The sequence below is a fragment of the Streptomyces sp. 549 genome (assembly GCF_030124175.1).
Taxonomy (GTDB): domain Bacteria; phylum Actinomycetota; class Actinomycetes; order Streptomycetales; family Streptomycetaceae; genus Streptomyces.
In genome coordinates this window covers 1-19,022 of record NZ_JASKMT010000037.1, presented here as the reverse complement: position 1 = coordinate 19,022, position 19,022 = coordinate 1, and the positions used below count along the sequence as shown (strand labels likewise).

The 19,022-nt window shown below is 72.5% G+C and carries 17 protein-coding genes; 4 read left to right on the top strand and 13 right to left on the bottom strand.

The genetic code is table 11. The annotated features are described in order from the left end of the window. Nucleotides 1–50: 50 nt before the first annotated feature. The 6 genes from aceE to QNO07_RS25705 form a co-directional block, all read right to left on the bottom strand. Nucleotides 51–2,759 carry a pyruvate dehydrogenase (acetyl-transferring), homodimeric type gene (aceE, locus tag QNO07_RS25730; protein WP_283994865.1) on the bottom strand — a complete coding sequence of 903 codons (2,709 nt, stop codon included), beginning with the start codon at nucleotides 2,757–2,759 and terminating at the stop codon, nucleotides 51–53. A gap of 337 nt (nucleotides 2,760–3,096) precedes the next feature. Beyond that, the gene (locus QNO07_RS25725; protein WP_283994864.1) at nucleotides 3,097–3,720 is read right to left on the bottom strand and encodes a GntR family transcriptional regulator; all 624 of its coding nucleotides are present in this window, start codon (nucleotides 3,718–3,720) and stop codon (nucleotides 3,097–3,099) included. 188 nt (nucleotides 3,721–3,908) lie between these two features. Continuing rightward, complete coding sequence (sucB, locus tag QNO07_RS25720) at nucleotides 3,909–5,645, bottom strand: 2-oxoglutarate dehydrogenase, E2 component, dihydrolipoamide succinyltransferase (RefSeq protein WP_283994863.1); 1,737 nt, start codon at nucleotides 5,643–5,645, stop codon at nucleotides 3,909–3,911. Nucleotides 5,646–5,742: 97 nt separating this feature from the next. Further along, complete coding sequence (lpdA, locus tag QNO07_RS25715) at nucleotides 5,743–7,131, bottom strand: dihydrolipoyl dehydrogenase (protein WP_283994862.1); 1,389 nt, start codon at nucleotides 7,129–7,131, stop codon at nucleotides 5,743–5,745. A gap of 424 nt (nucleotides 7,132–7,555) precedes the next feature. Beyond that, nucleotides 7,556–9,103 (bottom strand): leucyl aminopeptidase, encoded by a 1,548-nt coding sequence (locus QNO07_RS25710; protein ID WP_283994861.1) that lies wholly within the window; start codon nucleotides 9,101–9,103, stop codon nucleotides 7,556–7,558. 123 nt (nucleotides 9,104–9,226) lie between these two features. Then, a complete protein-coding gene (locus QNO07_RS25705) occupies nucleotides 9,227–10,018 on the bottom strand; it encodes an adenosylcobinamide-GDP ribazoletransferase (RefSeq protein WP_283994859.1) in 792 nt (263 codons plus the stop codon). A gap of 42 nt (nucleotides 10,019–10,060) precedes the next feature. On the opposite strand from QNO07_RS25705, the gene QNO07_RS25700 reads away from it, so the two are divergent. Then, nucleotides 10,061–10,813, top strand: a complete 753-nt coding sequence (locus tag QNO07_RS25700; RefSeq protein WP_283994857.1) for a hypothetical protein — start codon at nucleotides 10,061–10,063, stop codon at nucleotides 10,811–10,813. A 66-nt stretch (nucleotides 10,814–10,879) separates the two neighbouring features. Here the strand turns inward: QNO07_RS25700 and cobT are convergent, their stop codons facing one another. Continuing rightward, nucleotides 10,880–11,977: a nicotinate-nucleotide--dimethylbenzimidazole phosphoribosyltransferase gene (gene cobT, locus QNO07_RS25695; RefSeq protein ID WP_283994856.1), complete on the bottom strand. Its 1,098-nt coding sequence runs from the start codon at nucleotides 11,975–11,977 to the stop codon at nucleotides 10,880–10,882. A 111-nt stretch (nucleotides 11,978–12,088) separates the two neighbouring features. Continuing rightward, nucleotides 12,089–13,297: a bifunctional adenosylcobinamide kinase/adenosylcobinamide-phosphate guanylyltransferase gene (locus QNO07_RS25690; RefSeq protein ID WP_283994855.1), complete on the bottom strand. Its 1,209-nt coding sequence runs from the start codon at nucleotides 13,295–13,297 to the stop codon at nucleotides 12,089–12,091. A gap of 110 nt (nucleotides 13,298–13,407) precedes the next feature. Between QNO07_RS25690 and QNO07_RS25685 the strand changes: the two genes are divergently transcribed. Then, nucleotides 13,408–13,617: a hypothetical protein gene (locus tag QNO07_RS25685; protein ID WP_283994854.1), complete on the top strand. Its 210-nt coding sequence runs from the start codon at nucleotides 13,408–13,410 to the stop codon at nucleotides 13,615–13,617. A gap of 161 nt (nucleotides 13,618–13,778) precedes the next feature. Here the strand turns inward: QNO07_RS25685 and pspAA are convergent, their stop codons facing one another. After that, the gene (pspAA, locus tag QNO07_RS25680) at nucleotides 13,779–14,069 is read right to left on the bottom strand and encodes a PspA-associated protein PspAA (protein WP_283994852.1); all 291 of its coding nucleotides are present in this window, start codon (nucleotides 14,067–14,069) and stop codon (nucleotides 13,779–13,781) included. A gap of 37 nt (nucleotides 14,070–14,106) precedes the next feature. After that, complete coding sequence (locus QNO07_RS25675) at nucleotides 14,107–14,889, bottom strand: PspA/IM30 family protein (RefSeq protein ID WP_283994893.1); 783 nt, start codon at nucleotides 14,887–14,889, stop codon at nucleotides 14,107–14,109. A gap of 276 nt (nucleotides 14,890–15,165) precedes the next feature. Here QNO07_RS25675 and QNO07_RS25670 point away from each other — a divergent pair, with 276 nt between their 5' ends. Then, entirely contained in the window at nucleotides 15,166–15,768 is a 603-nt protein-coding gene (locus QNO07_RS25670) for a DUF3043 domain-containing protein (protein WP_283994851.1), read from the top strand. Next, complete coding sequence (locus QNO07_RS25665) at nucleotides 15,768–16,565, top strand: class I SAM-dependent methyltransferase (RefSeq protein WP_502961941.1); 798 nt, start codon at nucleotides 15,768–15,770, stop codon at nucleotides 16,563–16,565. Before QNO07_RS25670 ends, QNO07_RS25665 begins: the two co-directional genes overlap by 1 nt. Nucleotides 16,566–16,625: 60 nt before the next feature. On the opposite strand, the gene QNO07_RS25660 is transcribed toward QNO07_RS25665, so the two are convergent. From QNO07_RS25660 to QNO07_RS25650, 3 genes are all read right to left on the bottom strand, one after another. Continuing rightward, the gene (locus tag QNO07_RS25660; RefSeq protein ID WP_283994849.1) at nucleotides 16,626–17,060 is read right to left on the bottom strand and encodes a VOC family protein; all 435 of its coding nucleotides are present in this window, start codon (nucleotides 17,058–17,060) and stop codon (nucleotides 16,626–16,628) included. Nucleotides 17,061–17,246: 186 nt separating this feature from the next. Continuing rightward, the gene (locus QNO07_RS25655; RefSeq protein ID WP_283994847.1) at nucleotides 17,247–18,038 is read right to left on the bottom strand and encodes a hypothetical protein; all 792 of its coding nucleotides are present in this window, start codon (nucleotides 18,036–18,038) and stop codon (nucleotides 17,247–17,249) included. Between the two features lie 216 nt (nucleotides 18,039–18,254). Continuing rightward, nucleotides 18,255–18,725 carry a hypothetical protein gene (locus QNO07_RS25650; protein WP_283994846.1) on the bottom strand — a complete coding sequence of 157 codons (471 nt, stop codon included), beginning with the start codon at nucleotides 18,723–18,725 and terminating at the stop codon, nucleotides 18,255–18,257. Nucleotides 18,726–19,022: the final 297 nt, after the last annotated feature.

Here is a 19,022-nt window from a genome sequence, read left to right as displayed (position 1 = left end):
CCCCCGGCCGGAAGCCTCCGGCCGGGGGCGCTCTCGCCTGTGCGGGAACCTCAGCTCAGGCCGTACCGCTCCGCCGCGAGCCTGACCGTCTCCCGCTTCACGTCACCGCGCCGTGCGAGCTGCGCCAGTGCCGCCACCACGATCGAGGGCGCGTCGACGCCGAAGTGTCGGCGCGCGTTCTCACGGGTGTCGGAGAGGCCGAAGCCGTCCGTGCCGAGCGAGGAGTACTCCTGCGGCACCCACTGGCTGATCTGGTCCGGGACCTGGCGCATCCAGTCGCTGACGGCCAGCACCGGGCCGGGCGCGCCGGCGAGCGCGCGGGTCACCCACGGCGTGCGGTCCTCGCCGCGCAGCGCGGCGGCGTCGCAGTCCAGCGCGTCCCGGCGCAGCTCACCCCAGGACGTCGCCGACCACACGTCGGCGCCCACGCCCCAGTCCTCGGCCAGCAGCCGCTGCGCCTCCAGCACCCAGTGCACGGCCGTGCCCGAGGCGAGCAGCTGGATGCGCGGGGTGTCGGTCGCGTCGGCCTTCGGCAGGGCGGCGAGATCCGCCTCGCGGAACCGGTAGAGGCCGCGGACGATGCCCTCCTCGACACCCGGCGGCATCGCCGGCTGCGGCATCGGCTCGTTGTAGACCGTCAGGTAGTAGAAGACGTTCTGATCCTGGCCGGTGTCCGGGCCGTACATGCGGCGCAGGCCCTCGCGGACGATGACGCCGACCTCGTAGGCGAACGCGGGGTCGTAGCTCAGCGCCGCCGGGTTGGTCGCCGCGATCAGCGGCGAGTGGCCGTCCGCGTGTTGCAGGCCCTCGCCGGTCAGCGTGGTGCGTCCCGCGGTCGCGCCGACCACGAAGCCCCGGCCGAGCTGGTCGCCGAGCGCCCAGAACTGGTCGGCGGTGCGCTGCCAGCCGAACATCGAGTAGAAGATGTAGAACGGGATCATCGGCTCGCCGTGCGTCGCGTACGACGTGGCGGCGGCGGTGAAGTCGGCCACGGCCCCGGCCTCGGTGATCCCCTCGTTGAGGATCTGGCCGTCCTTGGCCTCCTTGTAGTACATCAGCTGGTCGCGGTCGACCGGCTCGTAGGTCTGCCCCAGCGGCGAGTAGATGCCCGCCGACGGGAACAGCGCCTCCATGCCGAAGGTACGGGCCTCGTCCGGCACGATCGGCACCCAGCGGGCGCCGGTCTCCTTGTCCCGCATGAGGTCCTTGACCAGCCGGACGAACGCCATGGTGGTGGCGACGGGCTGCGAGCCCGAACCCCTCTCGCCCGCCTGGAACGCCTTCTGCGGCGGTTCGGGCAGCGCCACCGGATGCACCCGCCGGGCCGGTGCCGGGCCGCCGAGGGCGGCGCGGCGCTCCTGGAGGTAGCGGACCTCCGGCGAGTCCGGGCCGGGGTGGGCGTAGGGGACGAGGTCGTCGTCGAGCCGCGCGTCGGGAATGGGCAGGTCCAGCAGGTCCCGCATGGCGCGGAACTCCTTGCCGGAGAGCTTCTTCATCTGGTGGTTGGCATTGCGGGACTCGAAGCCCGGCCCGAGAGTGTGGCCCTTCACCGTCTGCGCGAGGATCACGGTCGGCGCGCCCTTGTGCTCGACGGCGGCCCGGTAGGCGGCGTACACCTTGCGCGGCTCGTGCCCGGCCCGGGACCTCTGGAAGCACTCGGCGATCTTCGCGTCGCCGATCAGCCCGGCCATCTCCACCAGGGCCGGGTCGGCGCCGAAGAAGTGCTCGCGGATGTAGGCCGCGTCACGGGTGGCGTAGGTCTGGAACTGGGCGTCCGGCACCTCGCGCAGGCGGCGCAGCAGCGCGCCGGTGGTGTCGAGCCGGAACAGCTCGTCCCAGGCACTGCCCCACAGGGACTTGACCACGTTCCAGCCGGCGGCCCGGAACTGGGCCTCCAGTTCCTGCACGATCTTGAAGTTGGCGCGGACCGGACCGTCGAGGCGCTGCAGGTTGCAGTTGATGACGAAGGTCAGGTTGTCCAGGCCCTCGCGGGCGGCCAGGGCGAGGGAGGCCGTCGACTCGGGCTCGTCCATCTCGCCGTCGCCGAGGAACGCCCACACGTGCGAGGCGGAGGTGTCCTTGATGCCGCGGTGCGTCAGGTAGCGGTTGAAACGCGCCTGGTAGATCGCGGACAGCGGGCCCAGGCCCATGGAGACGGTCGGGAACTCCCACATCCACGGCAGCCGCCGCGGGTGCGGGTAGGACGGCAGCCCCTGGCCGCCCGCCTCCTGGCGGAAGTGGTCGAGGTGCTGCTCGCTGAGCCGCCCGTCGAGGAAGGCGCGGGCGTAGATGCCGGGGGAGGCGTGGCCCTGGATGTAGAGCTGGTCGCCGGAGCCGTGCGATCCGGCGTCCTCCTTGCCGCGGAAGAAGTGCTGGAAGCCCGTCTCGTAGAGCCAGGCCGCGGAGGCGAAGGTGGCGATGTGGCCGCCGACGCCGTGGCGGCTGCCGCGGGTGACGATCGCGGCGGCGTTCCAGCGGTTCCAGGCGGTGATGCGGGACTCCATCGCCTCGTCACCGGGGTGCTCCGGCTCGGCGTCGGTCGGGATGGAGTTGACGTAGTCCGTCTCCAGCAGGGACGGCACGGCCAGCCCGCTGTGCCGGGCGTGCTCGACGGTCCTGCGTACCAGGTAGGCGGCGCGATGCGGCCCCGCGGCCGTGGTGACGGCGTCCAGGGACTCGCGCCACTCGGCGGTCTCCTGCGGGTCGCGGTCCACGAGCTGGTCGAGCTCGCTGGTACGGGGGGACACGGGGTCGGTCATGAGGCCGCCTTCCGGGATGGGGACGGTGCGGGGTGTTCGGGGCAGGCAGGACAGGGGTGCGCCCGCGGGGTCGACTGTAAGTCGCGATCGATGATCGATCAAAGTGTCGGAGCCAAAAAGAGCTTTCGCCGGGCAAAGTTGGCATTCCGTGCCACTGAAGCGGGCACCCAGTGCAGGGAGAAAAGTGATGTTCGGTGCGTAAGGTGCTGCCGCGCGCTGGTCCCCATCGGGACGGGCGGGAGTCACTGCGGGGACGTCACCGGCGGCGGAGTCACCGGCGGGATGTCACCGGCGGACTTGGGCGGGCTGTCACGGGCGGGCTGTCACGGGCGGGCTGTCACGGGCGGGGTGCGCAACCCAGCACGTGGTCCTTCACCAGCTCGGCCACCCGCGGATCACCGGACCTGAACGCCTCCACCAGCGCCTCGTGCTCCTCCGCGTAGGACTCCTGCACCGTGCCCAGCCAGCGGATCGACAGGGCCGTCCAGACCTCGATGCCCAGCGACTCCCAGGTGTGCAGCAGCACGCTGTTGCCCGAGGCCCGCACCAGCTCCCGGTGGAAGGCCACGGTGTGCCGCACCTGGGCCTCCGCGTCCCCCGCCCGGTCCGCCGCGTACAGCGCCCGCACGTGCGGCTCCAGCGCCGACACGTCGGCGGCCAGCCGGGGGGCCGCCGCCTCTGCGGCGATCTGCTCCAGGCCCGCCCGCACGGGGTAGATCTCCTCCAGGTCCGCCGCCGACAGCGCCCGCACCCGCACGCCCTTGTTCGGCGCCGACTCGATGAGGCGCAGCGTCTCCAGCTCCCGCAGCGCCTCGCGGACCGGTGTCTGGCTGACCTCCAGCTCCACCGCGATCCGGCGCTCCACGATCCGCTCGCCCGGCTTCCACCTGCCGCTGACGATGCCCTCCACGAGGTGCTCGCGGATCTGCTCGCGCAGCGAGTGGACGACCGGCGGGGTCATGGGGGCTCCTAACTGTCGTTCCCTGACGATACGGCGCCGCACCCGGCAGCCGTGCCGCGCGGTGGCCCGATCCACCCGCCGCGGGAAGCCGCCCGGTCCGCCCCGGGTCCCAGGGGCGGACCGCAGACGGCGGTGCCCCGCCCGGAGAGGTCTCCGGGCGGGGCACCGCCGTGCAGACGGGGAGCGGGTCAGAGACCCAGCTCGCCCTCGAACTCGCCTGCCTCCAGGCGGGCCTTGACCGCGCTCAGGTAGCGGGCGGCGTCGGCACCGTCGACCAGCTGGTGGTCGTAGGAGAGCGTCAGGTAGACCATGTCGCGGATGGCGATGGTCTCACCCAGCTCCGGGTGGTCGATGACGACCGGGCGGCGCACGGTCGCACCGATGCCCAGCTCGGCCACCTGCGGGTAGTTCACGATGATCGTGTCGAACAGCGCACCGCGCGAGCCGGTGTTGCTGATCGTGAACGTGCCGCCGGACATGTCGTCCGGGCTGAGCTTGCCGGTACGCACCCGGCCGGCCAGCTCCGCGGTCTTCTTCGCGATGCCGGCGATGTTGAGGTCGCCCGCACCCTTGATGACCGGGACCATCAGGCCCTTCTCCGAGTCCACCGCGATGCCGATGTTCTCGACGTCGTGGTAGGTGACGGTGCCGTCGTCGTTGATCTTGGCGTTGACGACCGGGTGGGCCTTCAGCGCCTCGGCGGCGGCCTTCACGAAGAACGGCATCGGGGACAGCTTGACGCCCTCGCGCGCCAGGAAGCCCTCCTTGGCCTGCTGCCGCAGCCGCATCACGCGGGTGACGTCGACCTCGACGACGGAGGACAGCTGCGCCTGGTTGTGCAGCGCCTTCATCATGTTCTCGGCGATGACCTTGCGGATCCGCGACATCTTGACCGTCTGACCGCGCAGCGGCGACGCCTCAAGAGCCGGGGACCTGGGTCCGGAGGCCGCGGGCGAGGAGGCGGCCGGGGCCTGCGCCTTCGCCGCCTCGGCGGCAGCCAGCACGTCCTGCTTGCGGATGCGGCCGCCGACGCCGGTGCCCTTCACCGAGGACAGGTCCACGCTGTTCTCACCGGCGAGCTTGCGCACCAGCGGGGTCACGTAGGCGCCCTCGCCTCCGCCGGCAGCGGGCTGCTGCGGCGCGGGAGCGGACTGCGGGGCCGGCGCCTGCTGCTGCGCGGCCGGTGCCGGCTGCTGCGGCTTCGCGGGCGCGGCCTGCTGCGGCTCGGGCTCGGCCTGCTGGGCCGGCTCGGGCTGCGGCTCGGCCTGCTGGGCGGGGGCCGCACCGGCCTCGCCGATGACGGCGAGCTTGGCGCCGACCTCGGCGCTCTCGTCCTCGCCCACCAGGATCTCCAGCAGGGTGCCGGCGACGGGGGCGGGGATCTCGGTGTCGACCTTGTCGGTGGAGACCTCGAGCAGCGGCTCGTCGGCCTCGACGGACTCGCCGACCTCCTTCAGCCACCGGGTGACGGTGCCCTCGGTCACGCTCTCACCCAGCGCCGGCAGCACGACGTCGGTGCCGGAGGCACCGCCCTGCTTCTGGTCCGGTGCGGGCTTCTGCGCGGGCTCGGCCTGCTGCTGCTCGGCCTGCTGCGGCTCGGGCTGCGCCTGCTGCTGCGGTGCGGGCTCCGGTTCGGCCTGCTGCGCCGGCTCGGCGGCCGGAGCGGCGGCCTCGTCGTCCGCGGCGGAGCCGTCGTCGATCAGCGCCAGCTCGGCGCCGACCTCGACCGTCTCGTCCTCGGCGACCTTGATGGAGGACAGCACACCCGCGACGGGGGCGGGGATCTCGGTGTCGACCTTGTCGGTGGAGACCTCGAGCAGCGGCTCGTCGGCCTCGACGCGCTCACCCTCGGCTTTGAGCCAACGGGTGACGGTGCCCTCGGTGACGCTCTCGCCGAGCGCCGGAAGGGTTACGGAAACCGCCATGGTTTCTGTTGCTCCTAACGATGGTCTCCCCGGGCTCGGACTGCTCGTGTGCGCCCGGGGAAGTGCGAATGTGGTCGTGCGGTCGCGCCCGACCGGCTCAGTCGTGGGAGTGCAGCGGCTTGCCGGCGAGGGCCAGGTGGGCCTCGCCGAGGGCCTCGTTCTGCGTCGGGTGGGCGTGGATGAGCTGCGCGACCTCGGCCGGCATCGCTTCCCAGTTGTAGATCAGCTGGGCCTCGCCCACCTGCTCGCCGAGCCGGTCGCCGACCATGTGGACGCCGACCACGGCACCGTCGCGTACCTGGACGAGCTTGATCTCGCCCGCGGTCTTGAGGATCTTGCTCTTGCCGTTGCCGCCGAGGTTGTACTTGAGCGTCACGACCTTGTCGGCGCCGTACACCTCCTTGGCCTTGGCCTCGCTGATGCCCACCGAGGCGACCTCGGGGTGGCAGTACGTCACCCGGGGGACACCGTCGTAGTCGATGGGGACGACCTTCAGCCCGGCCAGCCGCTCCGCGACGAGGATGCCCTCGGCGAAGCCGACGTGCGCCAGCTGGAGGGTGGGGATGAGGTCGCCGACGGCCGAGACGGTCTCGACGTTGGTGCGGCAGTACTCGTCGGCCAGGACGAAGCCGCGGTCCATCTCGACCCCGGCCTCCTCGTAGCCCAGGCCCTGCGACACGGGGCCGCGGCCGATGGCGACGAGCAGCACCTCCGCCTCGTACTCCTTGCCGTTCGCCAGGCTGACCTTGACGCCGTTCTCGGTGTACTCGGCCTTCTCGAAGAACGAGCCGAGGGAGAACTTGATGCCGCGCTTGCGGAACGCGCGCTCCAGCAACTTCGAGCTGTTCTCGTCCTCGGCGGGGACCAGGTGGGGCAGGCCCTCGACGATGGTCACGTCCGTGCCGAAGGACTTCCAGGCCGAAGCGAACTCGACGCCGATGACACCGCCGCCGAGCACGATCGCGGACTGCGGCACGCGGTCCATGACCAGCGCGTGGTCGGAGGAGATGATCCGGTTGCCGTCGATCTCCAGACCCGGCAGGGAACGCGGCACGGAGCCGGTCGCCAGCAGGATGTGGCGGCCCTCGTAGCGGGTGCCGTTCACGTCCACCGAGGTGGCGGAGGACAGCCGGCCCTCACCCTCCACGTAGGTGATCTTGCGGGAGGCGATCAGGCCCTGGAGGCCCTTGTACAGGCCGGAGATCACGCCGTCCTTGTACTTGTTGACCGCCGCCATGTCGATGCCCTCGAAGGTGGCCTTGACACCGAACTCGGCGCTGTTGCGCGCGGCGTCGGCGACCTCTCCGGCGTGCAGCAGCGCCTTGGTGGGGATGCAGCCGTTGTGCAGACAGGTGCCGCCGACCTTGCCCTTCTCGATCAGGGCGACGTCCAGGCCCAGCTGCGAAGCGCGCAGGGCGGCGGCATAACCGCCGCTACCGCCTCCGAGGATCACTAGGTCGAAAACGGTGCTGGCGTCGTTCGCCACGTCACGTCCTCCATGCATGGGTGCGCCGGAGCCGGTCGGCTATGACCGGGCGGCTGTATGTGCGGCCGCTACTTGCTTCGGCCCTTCGGATTCAGCGGGCCCCTGTCCTGCCGGTACAACATCTTCGCACTTGTTGGCGGGCGGTGGGACGCCGGGCCGGGGTCCCAGGGGTGACCAAGCGGTCGTACCGCCAGAACCACGGCACTCAGGGCGCTTCTACCGGCAGGTACGTGACGGGGATCGCTCTGGGCGAACACACCGGCGACCTGCCGCGCCGCGCCCCGCCGGCCGCCCGCAGGACCGGGTGCGCGGAAAGCGGCAACCCAAACCCCGCGGCGGGACGTCACGGTCGGCGTGGGCGGGCGCGGGCGGCGCAGCAGGCGGCCGGCCCGCCGAGGGGCGGGCCGGCCGGTACGTGCGGCGGTCAGCCCAGCGCGCCGTCCGCGGTGCGCTCGGCCAGCCGGACCAGGGTGCGCACGGCGGAGCCGGTGCCGCCCTTGGGCGTGTAGCCGAAGGGGCCCGACTCGTTGAACGCGGGACCGGCGATGTCCAGGTGCGCCCACGGGGTGCCCTCGGAGACGAACTCCTTCAGGAACAGGCCGGCGACCAGGCCGCCGCCCATACGCTCACCCATGTTGGCGATGTCCGCCACGGGCGAGTCCATGCCCTTGCGCAGCTCGACGGGCAGCGGCATCTGCCACGCCTGCTCGCCGGCCTGCTCGGCCGTCTCGTGGATCTCGGCGCGGAACGCCTCGTCGTTGGACATGATGCCGAAGATCCGGTTGCCGAGCGCCAGCACCATCGCGCCGGTCAGCGTCGCCACGTCCACCACGGCGTCCGGGGACTCCTCGCAGGCGCGGGTCAGGGCGTCGGCCAGGACCAGGCGGCCCTCGGCGTCGGTGTTGAGCACCTCCACCGTCGTGCCGTTGTACATGTTCAGCACGTCGCCCGGGCGCGTCGCGTTGCCGGAGGGCATGTTCTCCGCCAGCGCCAGCCAGCCCGTCACGTTGACCTTCAGCCCGAGGCGGGCGGCGGCGACCACGGCGGAGAACACCGCGGCGGCACCGCTCATGTCGCACTTCATGGTCTCGTTGTGGCCGGCCGGCTTCAGCGAGATGCCGCCCGAGTCGTAGGTGATGCCCTTGCCGACCAGGGCGAGCGTCTTGGCCGCCTTGGCGTGCGTGTAGGACAGGCGGACCAGGCGCGGCGGGTTCTGCGAGCCCTGCCCGACGCCCAGGATGCCGCCGTAGCCGCCCTTGGCGAGCGCCTTCTCGTCCAGCACCTCGACCTTGACGCTGAACTCCTTGCCGGCGGCCTTGGCCTGCTCCGCGAACGTGCCCGGGTACAGGTCGTTGGGCGGCATGTTGATCAGGTCCCGGGCCCGCGCGACCTCCTCGGCGAGCACCGTGGCGCGCTCGGCGGCGGCCTTGTGCTGCTTGTCGCGGGACTTCGCGCCCAGCACGGCGATCTCGGCCAGCGGTGCGCCGGAGTCCTTCGCGCCGTTCTTGCCCTTGTCCTTGCCCTTGCTGCGGTAGGCGCGGAACGTGTAGGCGCCCAGCAGCGCGCCCTCGGCGACGGCGGCGACCGACTCGGCGCCGTCCGTCAGGGGCAGCGCGAACCCGGCCTTGGCGGTGCCGGTGAGGGCACGGGCAGCCGAACCGGCCGCCCTGCGCAGCGACTCGGGGGAGAAGGAGGCACCGTCGGCGGGCGCGTCGCCCAGGCCGACGGCCAGCACGACGGGAGCCTTCAGGCCGTCAGGTGCGGGCAGCTTGGTGACCTCGCCCTCACCCCCGCTCGCGCCGAGCGTCTCCAGGGTGGCACCGAGCTTGCCGCCGAAAGCCTTCTCGACGGCCTCCGCGCCCGGGGCGACGGAAGGAGTGCCGTTCGGCTTACCGCTTTTGGCGATGCCGATGACAACGACGTCCGCACGCAGCGTCGCGGCGGACGATGAGCTCAGGGTGAGTGCAGTCACGGTGGTGGCGATCCTGTTCGTCGGTTTCTGAGAGCCCCGAGCCTACGCCTGCGCGCCGTGCGCCTCACGGGTCAGGTCCCGCGACGCCCGCCGCAGCGCCCGCCCGCCCGGCGGCGAGCGGTCTCATCCGAGGGCGAGCACCAGCAGCGCCGCGGTGGCGGCCACTTCGGCGAGCGCCCCGAACACGTCCCCGGTGACCCCGCCCAGCCGCCGCCGGCAGTGCCGCAGCAGCACCTCGGCGCATCCCAGCGCGGCCAGCACCGCCACCGCGCCCTGCACGGCCCCGAGCACGCCGCCCGCCGCGCCCAGAACGGCGGCGGACGCCGCCGCGGTCACAGCGGCGACCGCCACCGCACCGGGCACCGGCACGGTGCCGGCGACCGCCGCGCCGAGCCCCTCCGGCCGCGCCGCCGGCACACCGCGGCGGGCGGCGGCGGTGAGCGCCGCGCGGGCCGCGGTGGCGGCCACCACGACCGCCGCGCCGCCCGCCGCCCAGCCGGCGGCGTACAGCTCGGCCACCGCCGCCACCTGGACCAGCAGCACGAGCACCAGGGTGAGCACACCGAACGGCCCGATGTCGGACTGCTTCATCACCCGCAGCGCCCCGTCGGCGTCTCTGCCGCTGCCCAGCCCGTCCGCCACGTCGGCCAGCCCGTCCAGGTGCAGCCCGCGGGTGAGCGCCGCGGGCACCGCCACCGTCACCGCCGCGGCCAGCAGCGGACCGGCCCCCGCCAGCAGCAGCAGACCACCCGCCGCCGCGGCCAGCAGCCCGACCACCACGCCGGCCAGCGGGGCGCAGAGCATGCCGGCCCGCGCCGCCTCCCGGTCCCAGCGGGTGACCTTGACGGGCAGCACGGTCAGCGTGCCGAAGGCGAAGCGCGGGCCGTCCGTGGGACGTGCCGGTGTGTCGTTCATCGGGCGACAGGCTAACCGCCCCCGGCGGCCGACCCTGTGGCCATGGGTGACTGGTGGCAGCGCGACATCCTCGACACGGGCAAGCTCCCGCTGACGCTGGCGCTTCTGGCGTTCCTGACGACGTTCCTCCTCACCCGCACGGTGACCCGGCTGATCCGGGCCGGGCACGGCCCGTTCCGCAACGTCTCCTCCGGCGGCGTGCACGTCCACCACGTGGTGCCCGGTGTCGTGCTGATGGTCGTCGGAGGCTTCGGCGGGTTCGCGGCGGGCATCGGCACACCCGACGCGTCCGCCGTCGCCTACGCCACGGCGCTGGTGTTCGGCACGGGCGCCGGCCTGGTGCTCGACGAGTTCGCCCTGGTGCTGCACCTGTCGGACGTGTACTGGAGCGAGAACGGCCGCAAGAGCGTGGAGGCGGTGGTGCTCACCTCGGCGCTGCTGGGTCTGCTGCTGCTCGGCTTCGCCCCGTTCGGCACGGACGGCCTCACCGAGGACGAGCGCGGTGACCGGACCGCGGTGCTCGGCACGGTGGCCTTCCACGTCTGCTGCTCGCTGGTGGCGCTGGCCAAGGGCAAGTTCCGGATGGCGGTGCTGGGCGTGCTCGTGCCGCTGGTGTCGCTGGTCGGCGCGGTGCGGCTGGCCCGGCCCGGCTCACCGTGGGCACGCCGCCTCTACCGGCGGCGCCCCAGGGCCCGCGCCGCGGCCCGGCGCCGCGCCACCCGGCACGACGCCCGGTGGGGCGTGCTGCGGCGGCGCTTCGACGACGCGGTGGCCGGCGCGCCCGACCGGGACTGAGCGCCGCGCGGGCCGCCACGGCAGCCGCGTGGACCGCTCGGGTGGCGTCCCGTCGGGCGGCTCCCGTCAGGTGGCGTCCAGGACCTCCGGTTCGGCGGCGGCCTCCGGCTCCTCCGGCCGGGCCGGCAGTTCCGCGGCGAGCGCCGAGGCGGCCAGCACCAGGGGCAGGGCGAGCAGCGCGCCGGTGCCCTCCCCGGCGGTCACCCGCTGGTCCAGCAGCGGGTCGAGCGACATCCGGTCCAGCGCCTTCGCCTGCGCCGGCTCCCCGCTGCGGTGCCCGGCCAGCCACCAGTCGGGCGCGCGGAACGCGACCCGCTGCGCCACCAGGGCGCACGCGGCCGACACGACGCCGTCGAGCACCACCGGCGTGCGCCGGACCGCGCACTGCAGCAGGAACCCGGTGATGGCGGTGAGGTCCGCGCCGCCGACGGCGGCGAGCAGCTGCAGCTGGTCCCCGAGCACCGGACGGGCGCGGCGCAGCCCGTCGCGGATGGCCGCGCACTTGCGCATCCAGACGAGGTCGTCGACGGGGGTGCCGCCCCGGCCGGTGACCACCGAAGCGTCGGTGCCGCACAGCGCCGCGACGAGGATCGCGGCGGCCGTCGTGCCGCCGACGCTCAGGTCGCCGAGCACCACCAGGTCGGTGCCCGCGTCTGCCTCCTCGTCCGCGACGGCCATGCCCGCACGGAACGCCTGCTCGGCCTCGGCCGGCGTCAGGGTGTCCTCGATGTCGGCGCGCCCACCGGAGCGCCGCACCCGGAAGCGGGTGACCTCGGCGGGCAGCTCCGCCGGGTCGCAGTCCACGGACACGTCGACGATCCGCACCGGCACCCCGGCCCGGCGGGCCAGCACCGCGGCGGCGCTCTCCCCGTCCAGTGCGGCCCGTACCAGCTCGACGGCGGAACCGGCCGGACGGGCGGACACGCCGAGCGAGGCCACGCCGTGGTCCCCGGCGAAGACGACCATGCGCGGCCGGCTGAGGTACTGCGCGGGGACGCGGCCCTGCGCGGCGGCCAGCCACTCGCCCAGCTCGTCCAGCCGGCCGAGGGAGCCGGGGGCCGGAGCGGTCCGCGCGCGGCGCTCCTCGGCGTCGCGCCGGATGCCGCCGTCGGGGCGCTCGATGAGGTTGCCGAAGTCGTCGAGGTCCAGCCGGTCTTCACTCATGCGGTGAGATTACCGGCCCTCCGCGGCCCCGTAGCTCCGCAGCCCCGTGGCCCCGCCCCGCGGCCCGGGGCTGCGCGAGACTGCGTCCCGCGTGCCGTGCCCGCCGCCGGTTCAGCCCCGCAGCGGGCTGGCGATGCCGGCGGTCACGAGCAGCACGTGCTCGCACTCGGCGGCCACCGCCGCGTTGAGGCGGCCCAGCTCGTCCCGGAACCGGCGGCCCGACGCGGTGGCGGGCACCACGCCCGAGCCGACCTCGTTGCTGACCGTGACCACCGTCCGCCCGGTCTCCCGGAACGCCTCCGCCAGTTCCGCGACCCGCGCGGCGAGCCTGCGGGCACCGCCGTTGGCCCACACCTCGTCCGTCCAGGCGTCCACCGCGTCCATCGCGTCGGTCAGCCACAGGGCCAGGCAGTCCACCAGCAGCGGCGGCCCCTGCTCGTCGGCCAGCAGCGGCACCAGGTCGCAGGTCTCGACCGTCCGCCAGCCGGAGGGCCGCCGGTCCCGGTGCAGCCGGACGCGCTCCGCCCACTCCCGGTCGCCGCTGCGGGTGCCGCCGGTCGCCACGTACAGGACCTCGGGGAACGCGGCGAGCCGCCGCTCCGCCTCCACCGACTTGCCCGACCGCGCCCCGCCCAGCACCAGGGTCCGCCGTGGGATGTCCGGCACCCGGCGGTAGTCGCCGACGGTCAGCGTCGTGCCGTCCGGCACACAGCGCGCGCCCAGCGCCGCCAGGCGGCGGCGCAGCTCGACGCCCGGCGGCACCTGGTGGCCCAGGTGCACGGCCACCACGTCGGTCGTCGGCCCGACGGCTCCGGCGGCCCGCAGCCGGGCCAGCGCCTCGGGGCGGTTCACCACGTCGAGCAGCACCAGGTCGTAGGGTTCGCCGCCCGGCGGTCCGGCCGGCCCGGCGGGCGCCCCGCCGGGCGGCAGGTACAGCAGCCGGCGCCCGTCCGGGCCGCCGACCTCGTAGCCGGTGCCGGGCGCGTCCAGCGCCACCGCGCGCACCCGGTGCCCGCTGATCAGCGACAGCCGCTGCCCGTCCGGCACCCGCACCGGCGCGGGCAGCCCGGCGGGGAACTCCAGCGGCGGGCCGTCCTGCGGATGCGACAGCACCACCTGGCGCACGCCCTGGAGCGACTGGCCGGCCCGCGCTGCCGCGAACGCCGGACCGGGGGTGAGGTCGACCAGCAGGAGCCCGTCCACGAGCAGTGCGGTGGCGGCACGGGCGTGCTCGCCGACGGCCGTCGCGCACACCGCGCAGGAGCAGCCGGGGCAGGGGAGGCCGGCGGGGGCGCCGGTGCCGAGCAGAGTCACGTCCACCTGACGATCGTCTCCTGTCCGGGCCGGGAAAGCGCGGGGACCCCGCCTGCGGACCGCTGCGTCACGAGTACGCTGCGGGCAGTGATGCCGATGATCTCCTGGAGGCGGACATGGCGTGGACGTGGCGGTTCGAGAAGGCCGACGGTACGGAGACCGGTTCCCCGGTGGCGGTTGAGGACTTCTCCACGCAGGGCGACGCGGAGTCCTGGATCGGGGAGATCTGGAAGGAGCTGCTCGACGGCGGCGTCGACCAGGTGACGCTCTTCGAGGACGGGAGCAAGATCTACGGGCCGATGAGCCTGCAGGAGGCCCAGGACTGAACCACCCGTCCGGGTGCGCCCGACCGGCGTGGCGCGCCCGGACGGTTCGGTGGGAACGGTTGGTCCGGTGCGAGCGGCTGGGTGCGCCCGGAAGACGCCGGTGCCCCGGCTCCCGGGGGTTCAGGGGAGCCGGGGCACCGGCGGTTGCTGCGTCCGGGTGTTCAGCTGCCGGGCTCCAGCGGGATCAGGCCCTCGTCGCTGAGCATCGCGCGGACCTCGTCGATCGTCGCCCCCCGCTCGGGGAGGATCAGCTCGGACGGCTCCAGCACGTCGTCCGCCATAGGCGAGCCCAGCTGGTGGACGGCGTCGAGAAGGGCCTCCAGCGTGCGCCGGAAACCGTCCTCGTCACCGCTCTCCATCTCCGCCAGCAGCTCGTCGTCCAGTTTGTTGAGCTCGGCGAAGTGGCTGTCGTCCAGCTTCACCTGGCCTTCCCCCATGATCCTTACGATCACGCTGCGCTCCTTCTCACGGGGCTCAGAGCCACTGTCGTCACTGCTTGTCGAACCTGGGGGCGCTCTGGCCCCGGGGGTCCTGCGCCGTGCCGTCGCCACCCTCGATGGCCTGCTGGCCACCGCTGGTACCGCCGGCCAGCTCCGCCTTCATGCGCTGCAGCTCCAGCTCGACGTCCGAGCCGCCGGAGATGCGGTCCAGCTCCGCGGTGATGTCGTCCTTGGCGGTGCCGGTGGGGTCGTCCAGCGCCCCGGAGGCGAGCAGCTCGTCGATGGCCCCGGAACGGGCCTGGAGCTGCGCGGTCTTGTCCTCCGCCCGCTGGATCGCCATGCCGACGTCGCCCATCTCCTCGGAGATGCCGGAGAAGGCCTCGCCGATCTGGGTCTGCGCCTGCGCCGCGGTGTAGGTGGCCTTGATGGTCTCCTTCTTCGTGCGGAAGGCGTCCACCTTGGCCTGCAGCCGCTGCGCGGCGAGCGTCAGCTTCTCCTCCTCGCCCTGCAGCGTCTGGTGCTGCACCTGGAGGTCGGAGACCTGCTGCTGGAGGGCGGCACGACGGGACAGCGCCTCGCGGGCGAGGTCCTCCCGGCCCAGCGCCAGCGCCTTCTTGCCCTGCTCGGCCAGCTTGTCCGACTGGCCGTTCAGCTGGTTGAGCTGCAGTTCGAGACGTTTGCGGGAGGTCGCCACGTCGGCGACACCGCGACGCACCTTCTGCAGCAGTTCGAGCTGCTTCTGGTACGAGTAGTCCAGCGTTTCGCGCGGGTCCTCAGCCCGGTCCAGGGCCCTGTTGGCCTTCGCGCGGAAAAGCATCCCCATCCGCTTCATGACACCGCTCATGGGCCTCGCGCGCCCCCTTCGTAACGGACTTGAGCCTTGCGCACCTTCTCAGGACCCACACTACGGGCCCTGGTTCCATTACCGCACTGTTCGGCGCCGGATGCGCTCATTCTCCAGGACGATCGTGCCAGCCGCCTTCTCCCGCTCAGGGAGTAGACGCGGCCCCGAGGAAACGTGCGACGCGCGCGCGGTGCGGTTCCACCGTTGCCGGATCGTTCCCACCGGGGGTGGGGCCCATACCCGGGCACGACGTACTCTTGGCTCGTGTTCCGAAGCCGTTCCAAGGATGAGCAGGCCGCGCCCGCCCCGGCGACCGAGGACCTGACGCAGTCGACCCGCAACCCGCAGGCGCCCAAGGGCCGCCCTACGCCCAAGCGACGGGAGGCCCAGTCCCAGCGACGCAGCCTCTCCAAGCCGCCGGCCAACCGCAAGGAGGCCGCCAAGCGGTCGCGTGAGCTGCGCCGCGCCGAACTGGCGAAGCAGCGCGAGGCGCTCGCCACCGGTGACGAGCGGTACCTGCCGCTGCGTGACCGGGGTCCGGTGCGCCGTTTCACCCGCGACTTCATCGACTCCAAGTGGCACGTGGCGGAGTTCTTCCTGCCGATCGCGGTGTTCATCCTGGTGATGAGCCTGATTGAGTCGGCTCAGGCGAAGAACATCTCGCTGCTGCTCTGGATGGGCGTGATCATCATGATCGTCGTCGATTCGGTGTTCACCCGGTTCCGGCTCAAGAAGGCGCTCCAGGAGCGCCTGCCGAACGAGAACCTGCGTGGCGCCACGATGTACGGCCTGATGCGCACCCTGCAGATGCGCCGCATGCGGCTGCCCAAGCCCCAGGTGGCCCGTGGTGAGGCCCCCCGCCGCTGATGACCGGAGTACTGGAGTTCGGCGGGGACGCCGCCGAACGGTGGCTGGACGGCGCCGGACGGCTGCGGGACGAGGTCCGGCAGTCGCTGGTGGCCTGGCAGCTCGACGAGCAGATAACCGCCCGCTTCCCCGTCGGCCGGCGCCTGCGGGTGCTGGACGTCGGCCCGGGGCAGGGCGTGCAGGCGCTGCGCCTGGCCCGTGCCGGACACGAGGTGACGGGCCTGGAGCCCGACCCGGTGATGCTTGACGCCGCCCGCGCCGCGCTCGCGGGGGAGCCCGAGGGCATACGCGACCGGGTGCGGCTGCTGGCCGGCGACGGCCGGGAGACGGGCGCGCACTTCGATCCGGGCACCTTCGACGTCGTGCTCTGCCACGGTGTGCTGATGTACATCGACGAGCCCGGTCCGATGCTCGCCGGGCTGGCCCGGGTGCTGGCCCCGGGCGGGCTGCTGTCGCTGCTGGTGCGCAACGCCGCCGCGCTCGCGATGCGGCCCGGTCTCGCCGGGGACTGGACGGGCGCGCAGGCCGCCTTCGACGACCCCGCCTACACCAACCGGCTCGGGGTCGCCGCCCGCGCCGACCGGCTCGACGCGCTCACCGCCCACCTGGTGGGCATCAACGCGCCGCTGCACCAGTGGTACGGCGTCCGGGTCTTCACCGATCAGGCACCCGACGGCGCGTCGGTGCCCGAGGGCGAGGAGTGGGACCGGTTGTTCGCCGCCGAGGAGCGGGCCGGCCGCACCGACCCCTACCGCCAGGTGGCGGCCCTGCTGCACCTGTGCGGCGTGCGCGGCTGAACCCGCGCCCGCGCCCGGCTGAGGCACTCCGCGCGGTCCTGCGGTCGGGTTCGCGGCTGCTCAGTCGAGGCAGAACTCGTTGCCCTCGACGTCCTGCATGCCGAGGCACGACTCGTTGACGCCGTCGGCGCGCAGCAGCCGCCCGCGTACCGCGCCGAGCGCGACCAGCCGTGCGCATTCGGCCTCCAGTGCGGCCAGGCGCTCCTCACCCACGAGCCCGGTGCCGACCCGCACGTCGAGATGCAGCCGGTTCTTGACGACCTTGCTCTCGGGAACGCGCTGGAAGAACAGCCGTGGGCCCGCACCCGAGGGATCCGTGCAGGCGAACGCCGCCCCCTGACGCTCAGGCGGCAGCGTGCGGTCGAACTCGCCCCAGGTGGCGAAGCCCTCCGGTGGCGGCGGGACGACGTACCCCAGTACCTCGCACCAGAAGCGGGCGACGCGCTCGGGTTCCGCGCAGTCGAAGGTGACCTGGACCTGCCTGATCAGCGCCATCGGCCCACCATAGGGGCGGGGTTCCTCCCTCACCACACGGTTTCTCGCGCACGCGACTGCTCGGCCCGCCTTACTGGTGGGGGCGGCTGTGCCACGTTCGAACTCGCGGCAAGCTGTTCCGGCGTGCGCAGGCAGATAGGCCTCAGTCAGGCCCTTTTGCGCAGTGTCGCGGCCTTCGTCATCGGCTCAGGGTCGTCGGGTGTGTGTGACGGTGAGCAGCAGAGGTGTGCGGAGCCCGAGGGAGGCGTAACAATCGGCGATCACTTCGCTGAGCCATCCGATCGCGTCCACTGTCCATTCTGCGAGTTCTCCGCGCATCGTCACGCTGTGCCGGGGCGGTCCGTCCCAGGCGCCGTCGTCGATCGGAGGAGGGATCACGGCGTCATGGTCGGCCACCTCGTGGATCTCGTACGTGAAGACGTCCTGGTCCAGGTGAGCGATGTGGTCGGCGAGTTGCTGTGAGAGACCGGGGAATGCCGGGTTCTGGCCGCTGCTGATGTGGACCTGCACACGGGTCCTCGCGTGCGGGGCGCTCTGAGCGAACCACTCCTTGGTCAGCATGGCCGGCACGGGCGCGTACGGGGGGCGCGAGGCAGGGTCGAGGCCCTGTACCGGTAGGAGAAGCTGCACCGCGGACAGGTCCTGGGTGCCGGCGCGTGCTGTCGCGGCCTCGGCGCATCGCAAGAAAGGACGTACCGGCAATGGCCGGTCGTCGGCGACTGCGCTGGCCTCTACCTGGAACCACGCGATCAGGCCGGTTCCGGCCGTCTCCAGTGGGTGGTCCCACCCGGCGTCGTTCATGCCCCAAAGCCCGGGTGCACGGGTCATGCGATCCTCGGAACCGCCCCCGGCTGACGTGTCGTCGAGCCATCCCATCGCGATCGAACCATCGTGGAACAGCGAATAGGCGTCGGGCTCCGAATCCGCAGAGTGCCATGAGTGGGGAGCCAGCGTGCCGTACAGAGCGGCGAACATCATGCCCGCGCTCCGCCGGGCTCCAGGCATAACGCCCGGCTGCGCTGAGATACTGCCGTCCGACACGCTGGCTCCCTTATCTTTCCGTTCTTCAACTATGTCGCAGACTAGTAGACCCGACAGTTGACCTGGGCCTGCCTGTAGGGCCGGTCGGCGGTGTCACCTTGGCCGACTACATCGACATCCACGTGGTTGCGCCATGAAGTCTCCTGCCGGCCGTCACACTTCGCGCGCCACTGTGCGATCGCCACTTCCGGTGTACGGCCGAAGTCTCTTCTTCGGCGAGCACGCCTTCTGGCGCCAGGAGTTGTCCGTGTACCACTCATACAGGCAGTTGTACACGTCGGCACGGTCCTTGGTGCAGGTCCCCTTCTTCCACCAGCCGTGACCGGAAACGTCTCCCCTGGAGTAGTGGGGGTTGTCCCGTCCGCTGTAGGGCGTGCACCCTGCAAGGGCCGATGGAGTTGACGTGGACTCCTCGCCCGCTGACATGTCTATTTCCTTGCCTGAGCCGTCTAAGTAGACAGCAGTCGAATCGGCGTCTAACGGGGCAACGCCCGGAACTGCCTCTTCGGATGCTGCGAACGAGCGCGTCGACTCAGCGGTAGCTGACGGAGCTGCAAATGTCTGAGCTCCCAGCCCGAGTACGAGGGCGGCTGCAGCGATGTGGTAGCGCTTCTTGAAGGTCATGACCCCTCCACGGTGATTCCATTCACGCGAAAGGCAATCGCTGTTCCCGGGCTCCGGCAAGGAAGCTTCTCGGCTTCATCCGTGACTTGGCCTGTTCGCATGGGGAGTGTGGCTGGCGTCCGCTGGCCGAGTAACTACAGCGATCTGGTCTGCGCTGGGCGGTCGACGAGCTTCGCTCAGAGCCCACGCGCCGTCAGTGCCCCGCTGATATCGCCGTCCAGCCCGCGCGGCCATGACTGAGCTTGTTCCGCTTTGACGGACACCATTGGTGTGGTGGTCAGGCTGCGAGTGCGGTCT

Excerpts from the sequence above, each read along its gene's own strand:
- aceE (WP_283994865.1), bottom strand. The coding sequence starts at position 2,759 with ATGACCGACCCCGTGTCCCCCCGTACCAGCGAGCTCGACCAGCTCGTG.
- QNO07_RS25725 (WP_283994864.1), bottom strand. The coding sequence starts at position 3,720 with ATGACCCCGCCGGTCGTCCACTCGCTGCGCGAGCAGATCCGCGAGCAC.
- sucB (WP_283994863.1), bottom strand. The coding sequence starts at position 5,645 with ATGGCGGTTTCCGTAACCCTTCCGGCGCTCGGCGAGAGCGTCACCGAG.
- QNO07_RS25705 (WP_283994859.1), bottom strand. The coding sequence starts at position 10,018 with ATGAACGACACACCGGCACGTCCCACGGACGGCCCGCGCTTCGCCTTC.
- QNO07_RS25700 (WP_283994857.1), top strand. The coding sequence starts at position 10,061 with ATGGGTGACTGGTGGCAGCGCGACATCCTCGACACGGGCAAGCTCCCG.
- cobT (WP_283994856.1), bottom strand. The coding sequence starts at position 11,977 with ATGAGTGAAGACCGGCTGGACCTCGACGACTTCGGCAACCTCATCGAG.
- QNO07_RS25685 (WP_283994854.1), top strand. The coding sequence starts at position 13,408 with ATGGCGTGGACGTGGCGGTTCGAGAAGGCCGACGGTACGGAGACCGGT.
- QNO07_RS25675 (WP_283994893.1), bottom strand. The coding sequence starts at position 14,889 with ATGAAGCGGATGGGGATGCTTTTCCGCGCGAAGGCCAACAGGGCCCTG.
- QNO07_RS25665 (WP_502961941.1), top strand. The coding sequence starts at position 15,768 with ATGACCGGAGTACTGGAGTTCGGCGGGGACGCCGCCGAACGGTGGCTG.
- QNO07_RS25660 (WP_283994849.1), bottom strand. The coding sequence starts at position 17,060 with ATGGCGCTGATCAGGCAGGTCCAGGTCACCTTCGACTGCGCGGAACCC.
- QNO07_RS25655 (WP_283994847.1), bottom strand. The coding sequence starts at position 18,038 with ATGATGTTCGCCGCTCTGTACGGCACGCTGGCTCCCCACTCATGGCAC.
- QNO07_RS25650 (WP_283994846.1), bottom strand. The coding sequence starts at position 18,725 with ATGACCTTCAAGAAGCGCTACCACATCGCTGCAGCCGCCCTCGTACTC.